Source organism: Mycobacterium sp. IS-836, from assembly GCF_001954275.1.
In the GTDB taxonomy this organism is placed as follows: Bacteria; Actinomycetota; Actinomycetes; order Mycobacteriales; family Mycobacteriaceae; genus Mycobacterium.
In genome coordinates this window covers 91,243-101,487 of sequence record NZ_MBEU01000014.1, presented here as the reverse complement: position 1 = coordinate 101,487, position 10,245 = coordinate 91,243, and the positions used below count along the sequence as shown (strand labels likewise).

Annotated in this window: 5 protein-coding genes and 1 riboswitch; of the genes, 4 read left to right on the top strand and 1 reads right to left on the bottom strand. The window is 68.4% G+C overall.

The window, feature by feature from the left end; all coding sequences use genetic code 11:
* On the bottom strand, positions 1–3,972 hold a 3,972-nt coding region (locus A5747_RS07260), incomplete at its 3' end, for a type I polyketide synthase (RefSeq protein ID WP_198938142.1).
* Positions 3,973–4,276: 304 nt separating this feature from the next.
* On the opposite strand from A5747_RS07260, the gene A5747_RS07255 reads away from it, so the two are divergent.
* The 4 genes from A5747_RS07255 to ileS all read left to right on the top strand — a co-directional run bounded on the left by A5747_RS07255 (position 4,277) and on the right by ileS (position 10,139).
* Positions 4,277–4,855, top strand: a complete 579-nt coding sequence (locus A5747_RS07255) for a carboxymuconolactone decarboxylase family protein (protein ID WP_076122975.1) — start codon at positions 4,277–4,279, stop codon at positions 4,853–4,855.
* A gap of 31 nt (positions 4,856–4,886) precedes the next feature.
* A complete protein-coding gene (locus A5747_RS07250; RefSeq protein WP_076122974.1) occupies positions 4,887–6,014 on the top strand; it encodes a nitronate monooxygenase in 1,128 nt (375 codons plus the stop codon).
* A gap of 65 nt (positions 6,015–6,079) precedes the next feature.
* Positions 6,080–6,262: riboswitch (M-box (ykoK) riboswitch) on the top strand.
* 287 nt (positions 6,263–6,549) lie between these two features.
* Positions 6,550–6,792, top strand: coding sequence for an Rv1535 family protein (locus tag A5747_RS07245; RefSeq protein WP_076122973.1), 243 nt, complete (start codon positions 6,550–6,552; stop codon positions 6,790–6,792).
* A gap of 218 nt (positions 6,793–7,010) precedes the next feature.
* Entirely contained in the window at positions 7,011–10,139 is a 3,129-nt protein-coding gene (gene ileS / locus A5747_RS07240; RefSeq protein ID WP_369805016.1) for an isoleucine--tRNA ligase, read from the top strand.
* The last annotated feature ends 106 nt before the right edge of the window (positions 10,140–10,245 follow it).

The window sequence follows — 10,245 nt, the reverse complement described above, 5'->3', positions numbered from 1 at the left end:
TCGGTCCCCGCTGCTTGAGACAGGCCGCCGCGCCTGTGCGTCGTCACCCGCGGCGCTCAGGCGGTGCTGGCCGGCGATGTCCGGCAATCCGCGGGCGATACGCACCACATGCTCCACGTACTCGCGGCCAAGCAGCGGGGAGTGGTCGTCGGAGTGACCGTTTTTGGGTCCGGCGAGGATCACCACGCCGGTGAATCCCGCTGCGCGCAAATGATTTTCGAGCTGCGCAGTGTTTGCGGCGTGGTCGGCGCCCTGCGGCCAGCACATCGTGGTGCATTGTGCGCCATGGTGTTTCAGCGCGTCGGTCAAACTGGTGGCCACCACGTCCGCAGTGGTGGTGGTGCTGATCAACAGCCACGCGCCGGGGTCGGCGTATTCCGCCTCGGGCAATTCCCGCTGCTGCCACTCGATGGTCAGCAGCCGCTCGTCGAGCACCCGCTGGTGGTGTGCGCTCTCCGAGACTCCGGAGCCCAAGCGGAGGCCCTGCACGACCAGCAGGATTGCCCCGTGCTCGTCGAGCACGTCGATGTCGGCCTCGATCCCGGTGGCGTCGGCTTTGGTCACCCGGGTGAAGCAGTAGCGGGCATTGCGAGCGGCACCGTATGCGCGTAGCCGCCGGACGCCCAGCGGCAACGCGAGCACCTGCCCGGCCATGGCCTCGACGTCGGGATGCGCCGCGACGGACTGGAAACACGCGTCCAGCAGAGCCGGGTGCATGCCGTATGCGTCTTGTTGCGAACGGATTTCGCGGGGCAGCGCGATCTCGGCCAGCACGGTGCCGGACGCCGTCTCGTCGATGTGCACGGCGCCCAGGCCGGTGAACGCCGGACCGTATTGAACGCCACGCTCGCCCAGGCGCGTGCGCACCGCGGCGCCATCCTCGCGGCGGCCATGCGCGGCCAGTAGCGCGGCAACATCGAGCGCGGGCGGTTGCCCATGCTCCGCGGCGGACAGGACCGCGGTAGCTTGCCGCGCTTGCTCGCCGCCCTGATTTGTCTCCACGGTGAAGTCGGCGACGCCCGGCGACGACAACGATGCCGAGGTGTCGACCGTGGTCTGCTCATCGAGCAGCAGCGCCTGCTCGAACACGATGTCGCGGACCTCGGAGGTCTCGCCCAGCACTGTCTGCGCGGCCATCAGCGCCATCTCGCAGTACGCCGCACCCGGAAGCACGGCGACGTTGCGAATCTGGTGATCGCCTAGCCACGGTTGGGCGGCGGTGCCGACGTCGGCCTGCCACACGTGGCGCTCCGGTTCCTCGTGCAGGCGCACGTGCGGGCCCAACAACGGATGTACCGAAACGGTGCAGCCACCGTGCGTGGGGGATTCCGGGCCGTCGTGGCTCAACCACAACCGGCGGTGCGTCCAGGTCGGCAGCGGCGCGTCGACCAGGCGCCCGGTCGGGTAGAGCACCGAGAAGTCCACCGCCGCGCCCGCACTGTGCAGATCCGCTACAAAGCCACGCAGCCCGTACGGCAGCGCTTGTTCGCGCCGCATACCCGCCAGAGCCGCCACCGGGACATCGAGGCTGCGGGCCGTCTGGTCGAGAGCGTGGGTGAGAAGCGGGTGCGGTGCCACCTCGGCGAAGACCCGGTGGCCGTCCTGCATGGCGGCTTGCACGGCCGTGGCGAACCGGACCATGCGGCGCATGTTGTCCGCCCAATATCGGGCATCGCACACCGGTTGTTCGCGCGGGTCGAACAGGGTCGCCGAGTAAAACGGAACCTCCGGTGTCCTCGGGTCGAGCTCTGCGAGCGCGTCGGTCAGGTCGTCGAGGATCGGATCGACTTGCGGCGAATGAAAGGCGACATCGGTGGGGACCTCGCGGGCCATGACGTCGCGCTGCTCCCAGGCCGTCACCAGCTCGCGAACCGTCTCGGCCGCGCCGGCGATCACCGACGACTGCGGCGAGGCCACGATCGCCACCACGACGTCGTTGATACCGCGGGCCATCAGCTCCGAAAACACTTGCTGGGCAGGCAATTCCACCGACGCTGTGGCACCGGCGCCGGCGACGCGGGACATCAGCCGCGAGCGGCGACAGATGACACGCACCCCGTCTTCCAGCGACAGCGCGCCCGCGGCGACCGCCGCCGCGGCCTCACCGAGTGAGTGGCCGATGACCGCGCCGGGGCGCACTCCGTACGCCCGCATGGTGGCCGCCAGCGCCACCTGCATCGTGAACAGCGTCGGCTGAATCCGGTCTTGACCCGTCACGACCTGAGGCGACGAGATCGCGTCGGTCACCGAGAACCCGGATTCGAGGGCGATCAGCGGCTCGGCTTGCGCGACCGTGGCGGCGAACACGGGTTCGTTCGCGAGCAACTGCGCGCCCATTCCCGCCCACTGCGAACCCTGGCCGGAAAATACCCACACGGGTCCGCGGTCGTCCCGTCCGACCGCGGGCTGATACGGCATGCCGCCATCGGCGATGTCGCGCAAAGCCTTGGTCAGCTCCGGCAGGGTGCTCGCGATGACGGCCGTTCGCACCGGGCGGTGCGCGCGCCGACGCGCCAGGGTATAGGCCAGATCCGGTAGCGCCACGTCGTCGTGTTCCTGCACCCACTCGGCCAGGCGACCGGCGGTGCGATGCAGTTCCTCGGCGGAGGTGGACGACAGCGGGAACAGTAGTGGCGTCGCCGCTTCGGCCGGGATGTCCTCGGGCTCAACGGCTTCGGGGGCCTGTTCCACAATGGCGTGCACATTGGTTCCCGACAACCCGTACGACGACACCGCCGCCCGCCGGGGTGTGTCCGCCGCCGAGTTGTTGGGCCACGGCGTATTAGCCTGCGGCACAAAAAGTTCGGTCTCAATTCGGGCAAGCTCGTCGGGCAGGCGGGTAAAATGCAGATTCCGCGGAACCACACCGTGGTCAAGCGCGAGGATCGCCTTCATCAGCCCCAGCGTTCCGGAGGCGGCCTGGGCATGGCCGAAGTTGGTCTTCACCGACGCCAGCGCGCAGGGACCGTCGACGCCGTAAACCTTGGCCAGGCTGGCGTATTCGATCGGGTCGCCCACCGGCGTGCCGGGGCCGTGCGCCTCGACCACGCCGACCGTGCGGGCATCGACACCGGCCGCGGCCAACGCCGCCCGGTACACCGCGGTCTGCGCGGTCTCCGACGGCGTCGCGATGTTCACGGTATGACCGTCCTGATTGACGGCGGTGCCGCGCACCACCGCCAGGATCCGGTCACCGTCTCTTAGCGCGTCCTGCAACCGCTTGAGCAGCACCACGACGCAACCCTCGGCCGATACGAACCCGTCGGCCTCGACGTCGAAGGCGTGGCAGCGTCCGGTGGGCGACAGCATGCCCTCCGCCGATCCCGAGGCGAACTTCCGCGGATCCAATGCCACCGTGGCGCCGCCGGCCAGCGCGAGGTTGCTTTCGCCATCGTGCAGGCTGCGACAGGCCAGGTGCACCGCGGTCAGGCCGGACGAACATGCGGTGTCCACCGTCAGCGCGGGACCGTGGAGCCCCAGCGTGTAAGCGATCCGTCCGGACGCCAGGCTGAAGCTGTTGCCGGTGAACCCGTACGGCCCCTCGGCGGTGTGCGCGTCGGCGGCCAGCAGTTGGTAGTCGCCATGCGTCAAGCCGACGAACACACCGGTCGGCGAGTCGGTCATCGCCTCCCGAGTGAGCCCGGCGTGCTCCATGGCCTCCCAGGAGGTTTCCAGCAACAACCGGTGCTGGGGGTCCATCGCCGTGGCCTCGCGCTCGTTGATCCCGAAGAACTCGAAATCAAAGCCGGCGACGTCATCGAGGAACCCGCCCCACTTCGATACCGACCGGCCCGGCACACCCGGCTCGGGGTCGTAGTAATCGTCGGCGTCCCAGCGGTCGGGCGGAACTTCGGTGACCAGGTCATCGCCCCGCAGCAACGCCTCCCAGAGCTGCTCCGGGGAGTCGATGCCGCCGGGAAGCCGGCAGGCCATGCCGATAACGGCAACCGGAGTGACCGGTGTGGCGCTCATAGTGGGCGACGAACAGGCCGAATCTGAGCGAGACGACATGCCGCTGCCTCCTGACGGCAACGGCTAACTAGCTTGTTCGCTGCTTGACGCAATACGTGGCCCCTCCCCGGCCATCGAGGGTGCCCACGTTCGCTCAATTGACGTTGCCCGGTGTCAGGAGCTTTCCCGCACGTCAGCCGCCCCGATAGCAGGGGCGACATTATTATCGGCGTGCGCAGCGCGCAGGGAATTCGCCGAACCGTTATCTAATCGTGATGTTCGTTGCTGGATCCTGAATCCCGCCCGTACGTGGAATGCTCACCCCATGACCACAGCCCGCGTGCCCGGACTGCCGCTCGGCGAGGCCAAGGCCGCCGCCGACGAGGCGGCCGTGCCGAACTACATGGCCGAACTGTCCATATTTCAGGTGCTGCTGAACCATCCCCAATTGGCGCGCGCCGTCAACGACCTGCTCGCCACCATGTTGTGGCACGGCGCCCTCGACTCACGGCTGCGCGAGCTCGTGATCATGCGGATCGGTTGGCTCACCGCATGCGACTACGAGTGGACGCAGCACTGGCGCGTCGCGTCGGGGCTTGGCGTGACGGCCGACGACCTGCTCGGCGTGCGCAACTGGCGCGAACACGACGGGTTCGGGCCCACCGAGCGGGCGGTGCTGGCCGCGACCGACGACGTCGTGCGCGACGGCGCGGTGAGCGCCGAGAGCTGGGCGGCGTGCGAACGCGAATTGCAAGGCGACAAAACGGTTCTCATCGAACTCGTCACCGCCATCGGTGCGTGGCGCATGGTCGCGTCGATTCTGCAGAGCCTGCAGATCCCGTTGGAGGAGGGCGTGGCCAGCTGGCCGCCGGACGGCCGCGCGCCCGGGTCCGCAATCGATTGACATATCCATCAGTAATTCCTAGCGTCGGGCGATGCGAACCAGAGTCGCCGAGCAGCTCGGCGTTGAGTTCCCGATCTGCGCCTTCAGCCACTGCCGCGACGTCGTCGCGGCGGTCACCAACGCGGGGGGATTCGGAGTCCTCGGGGCGGTCGCGCACAGCCCGCAACGGCTGGACAGCGAGCTCACCTGGATCGAGGAGCAGACCGGGGGCAAGCCCTACGGGGTCGACCTGTTGTTGCCGCCCAAGTACGTCGGAGCCGACCAGGGCGGAATCGACGCCAAACAAGTCGCCGCGCTGCTGCCCGAGGAGCACCGCGCGTTCGTCGACGACCTCCTTACCCGCTACGGCATCCCGGCGACCGCCGAGCCGCCGCGCGCGCCTTCCGGCGGCGGGCTCAACATCTCGCCCAAGGGCTACGAGCCGCTGCTCGACGTGGCATTCGGCCACGACATCCGGCTGATAGCAAGCGCGCTCGGCCCGCCCCCGGTCGACCTCGTCGAGCGCGCCCACGACCACGACGTGCTGGTGGCCGCGCTCGCGGGGACCACGCAACACGCGCGGCGGCATGCCGCCGCCGGCGTCGACCTGATCGTCGCGCAGGGCACCGAGGCCGGCGGGCACACCGGTGAGGTGGCGACCATGGTCCTGGTTCCCGAAGTGGTGGATGCGGTGTCGCCGACGCCGGTGCTCGCCGCCGGCGGGATCGCCCGGGGCCGCCAGATCGCGGCGGCGCTGGCCCTGGGGGCCGAGGGCGTGTGGTGCGGATCGGTGTGGTTGACCACCGAGGAAGCGGAAACCGCCCCGGTGGTCAAGGAGAAGTTCCTCGCCGCCAGCTCCTCGGACACCGTGCGGTCGCGGTCGATGACCGGCAAGCCCGCGCGGATGCTGCGCACGGCCTGGACCGACGAATGGGAGCGGCCCGACAGCCCCGACCCCCTCGGCATGCCGCTGCAGACTGCGCTGATCACCGAATACCAGGTGCGCATCAATCAGGCCGCCGCCCACCCGGGCGCCAAGGCGCGCGAGCTCGCCACCTACTTCGTCGGGCAGGTCGTCGGTTCACTCGACCGGGTGCGCCCGACGCGCTCGGTGGTGCTCGACATGGTCGAGGAGTTCATCGACACGATCGGGCGGCTGGAGGACCTGGTCGAGAAGTGAGCACCACGACGCGCCGGCGCACTCGCCCGAGTTTGACGGTCTTCCGCCCTTCGTGCATCATCGTGACGGCACCTCGTTAGGTGAGGCGTCTACACGAATACAGGCCACTGACCCCGAACGTCCAAAGACGCCCCGGGTCAGGACAGCTCCTCCCGGCTTAAGGGTTGAGCCCAGGTGGCTTCCGGCTCGGATTGTTTCCGGCCAGGACACGTCGTGTAGTGCCGAAGCTCTGACGAGTGGGGTGCGGATCTCCGACGGTCGTCGGTTTCTGTACTCCTTTGTGCGCGCAGGTCGTGCGGGTGACCGCACGCGTCGTTGCCGTAGAGGAGGTGAGGGACGTATGAGTTCCAGCGATAGTCCGGGCCGAAGTCCGGGCTCCGTTCCGTCCCGATCCGGCTTCCGGCGCGACGCTCTCGGCTGAGTCGTCGCAACGCCAATAGGCTTACCGGCCAAGCATTCTCGGATCGGAACCAGTACGGGACGGGACACGTCAGTCCAGCTAGTCCCCGTTTTGAATTCCGTCTAGGAGGCGACCATGACCGCAGCCCTGCACGACGAACTGGCAACCGCGGCACCCAAGCCCGCGCTTACGGTCGTGCGCGCCGACACGCCCGTCCACGTCCCCGCGCCCAAGAAGGTGACCCGCCGCGTCGACGTGCCGATCTTCGGCCCGGGCGCCGACCCGCTGGTGAACGGCGCCGCCCGTCTGTTGAGCATTCCGCTGCGTCACGCCTACGCGGCGCTGTGGCGCGCGGGCGTGCTCGAAGTCCGCGCCTGATCCACCGGCTAGAATCGGCGCAGCGGCATCGATCCGGCCATCACCGGGGAGCCTTCGGAAGAACGGCCATTGCGGCCCAGTAGAACCGAACGGGTAGGCCCGTCATAGCTGTCACGAGCGGTCGCGCGGCAGCGCGGCAAGCGGGGTGGTACCGCGGCGCTCGCGCAGCTAGCGCGTCGTCGTCCCCGGCCTGAGAACTGGCACAGGGAGACGACGCTTTGACCTACCCGAAGTTGGCCGCCGGGGCACCCGACTTCCCGGCGCTCGAACTCGAGGTCCTCGAGTACTGGGCGCGCGACGACACCTTCCGGGCCAGCATCGCCCGCCGCGACGGCGCCCCGGAGTTTGTGTTCTACGACGGCCCGCCGTTCGCCAACGGCCTGCCCCACTATGGGCACCTGCTCACCGGTTACGTGAAGGACATCGTCCCGCGCTATCACACGATGCGCGGCGCCAAGGTGGAGCGCCGCTTTGGCTGGGACACGCACGGGCTGCCCGCCGAGCTCGAGGTCGAACGCCAGCTGGGCATCACCGACAAGTCCCAGATCGACACCATGGGAATCGCGGCGTTCAACGAGGCCTGCCGTGAATCGGTGTTGCGCTACACCGACGAATGGCAGGCGTATGTGACCCGCCAGGCCCGCTGGGTCGACTTCGACAACGATTACAAGACGCTCGACCTGTCCTACATGGAGTCGGTGATCTGGGCCTTCAAACAGCTGTGGGACAAGGGCCTTGCCTACGAGGGCTACCGGGTGCTGCCGTACTGCTGGCGCGACGAAACCCCGCTGTCCAACCATGAATTGCGGATGGACGACGACATCTACCAAAGCCGCCAGGATCCCGCGATCACCGTCGGATTCCGGGTACCCGACGGCGAATTGGCGGGCGCCTACTTGCTGGTGTGGACGACGACGCCATGGACGCTGCCGTCGAACCTCGCGGTTGCGGTCAATCCGGACGTGACCTATGTGCAGGTGAAGGCCGGCGATCGCCGCCTGGTGCTGGCCGAGGCGCGCCTGGGCGCCTACGCCCGCGAGCTGGGTCTCGAAGAAGGGGAGCCGCCCGAGGTACTCGGCACCTACCGCGGAGCCGACCTGCTCGGCACGCACTATGTGCCGCCGTTCCCGTATTTCACCGACCCAGAACCGGGGCGGGCCAACGCTTTTCAGGTGCTGCCCGGCGACTTCGTGACCACCGAGGACGGCACCGGAATCGTGCACATGGCGCCCGCGTACGGCGAGGACGACATGGCCACCACCGACAAGGTGGGCATCGAACCGGTCACCCCGGTCGACTCGAAGGGCCGGTTCGACGCCACCGTCCCGGACTATCAGGGCCAGCACGTCTTCGACGCCAACGCCCAGATCATCCGCGACCTGAAGAACCAGAGTGGCCCCGCGGCCGTGAACAAGCCGATCCTGCTGCGCCGCGAAACCTACGACCATCCCTACCCACACTGCTGGCGGTGCCGCAATCCGCTGATCTATCGCGCGGTGTCGTCCTGGTTCGTCGCGGTCACCGAATTCCGCGACCGGATGGTGGAACTCAACCAGCAGATCACCTGGTACCCCGAACACGTCAAGGACGGCCAGTTCGGCAAGTGGTTGCAGGGCGCCCGCGATTGGTCCATCTCGCGAAACCGCTACTGGGGCACGCCGATTCCGGTGTGGAAGTCCGACGATCCCGCCTACCCGCGCATCGACGTCTACGGAAGCCTCGACGAGCTCGAACGCGACTTCGGGGTGCGGCCCACCAACTTGCACCGGCCCTACATCGACGAGCTCACCCGGCCCAACCCCGACGACCCCACCGGTCGCAGCACGATGCGGCGGATCCCCGACGTGCTCGACGTGTGGTTCGACTCGGGCTCCATGCCGTTTGCCCAGGTGCATTACCCGTTCGAAAACGGCGACTGGTTCGACGGCCACTATCCGGGCGACTTCATCGTCGAATACATCGGCCAGACTCGCGGCTGGTTCTACACGCTGCACGTGCTGGCCACCGCGCTGTTCGACCGTCCGGCGTTCAAAACCTGTGTGGCGCACGGGATTGTGCTGGGCTCCGACGGCCAGAAGATGAGCAAGTCGTTGCGCAACTACCCGGACGTCACCGAGGTGTTCGACCGTGACGGCTCCGACGCCATGCGGTGGTTCCTGATGGCGTCGCCGATCCTGCGGGGCGGCAACCTGATCGTCACCGAGCAGGGCATCCGCGAAGGCGTGCGGCAGGTCCTGCTGCCGCTGTGGAACGCCTACAGCTTCCTGGCCCTCTACGCGCCGAAAGTCGGTGCCTGGCGCACCGATTCGGCGCACGTGCTGGACCGCTACATCCTGGCCAAGCTCGCGGTGCTGCGCGACGAACTCAGCCGGTCCATGGACGTGTGCGACATCTCCGGGGCCTGCGAGCAACTGCGCCAGTTCACCGAGGCGCTGACGAATTGGTATGTGCGAAGGTCGCGTTCGCGATTCTGGGAAGAAGACGGCGACGCGATCGACACCCTGCACACCGTGCTCGAGGTAACCGCGAGGCTCGCGGCCCCGCTGCTGCCCCTGACCGCCGAGATCATCTGGCGCGGGCTGACCGCGGAGCGCTCGGTGCACTTGACCGACTGGCCCCAGCCGGACGTGCTGCCCGCCGACCCGGAGCTGGTGGCCGCGATGGATCAGGTCCGCGAAGTCTGTTCGGCCGCGTCGTCGCTGCGCAAGGCCAAAAAGCTGCGGGTGCGCCTGCCGCTGCCGAAACTGACCGTGGCGGTGGAGGACCCGCGGCGGCTGGAGCCGTTCGTCGACCTGATCGCCGACGAGCTCAACGTCAAGCGTGTCGAGCTGACCGACGCGATCGACACCTACGGCCGGTTCGAGCTCACCGTCAACGCGCGCGTCGCCGGCCCGCGCCTGGGCAAGGACGTGCAGGCCGCCATCAAGGCGGTCAAGGCGGGGGAGGGCGTCGTCAACCCCGACGGCACCCTGACCGCGGGCCCCGCGGTGCTGCAACCCGACGAGTACAGCTCGCGCCTGGTCGCCGCCGACCCGGAATTCACCGCGGCCCTGCCCGACGGGGCCGGGCTCGTCGTCCTCGATGGCACGGTCACCGCGGAGCTGGAGGCCGAGGGTTGGGCCAAGGACCGGATCCGCGAGCTGCAGGAACTGCGCAAGTCGACCGGGCTGGACGTGTCCGACCGCATCAGCGTGGTGATGTCGGTGCCCGCGGAGCGAGCCGACTGGGCCCGCGCCCACCGAGACCTCATCGCCGGGGAGATCCTGGCCACCAGCTTCGAGTTCGGCGAGCCCGCCGAGGCGGCGGAGATCGGCGACGGCGTGCGGGTGGCGATCGCCAAGGCCTAGGACCGGGCCGGCGCCGGGGCCGGGAAAGGCTCCGCAAAAAAGTTCCGAAAAAAGTGTCCGGGTGACCACCGGCGGCTGCTCATACCTGTGAATGCGACCCAAAGGG

Excerpts from the sequence above, each read along its gene's own strand:
- A5747_RS07255 (WP_076122975.1), top strand. The coding sequence starts at position 4,277 with ATGACCACAGCCCGCGTGCCCGGACTGCCGCTCGGCGAGGCCAAGGCC.
- A5747_RS07250 (WP_076122974.1), top strand. The coding sequence starts at position 4,887 with ATGCGAACCAGAGTCGCCGAGCAGCTCGGCGTTGAGTTCCCGATCTGC.
- A5747_RS07245 (WP_076122973.1), top strand. The coding sequence starts at position 6,550 with ATGACCGCAGCCCTGCACGACGAACTGGCAACCGCGGCACCCAAGCCC.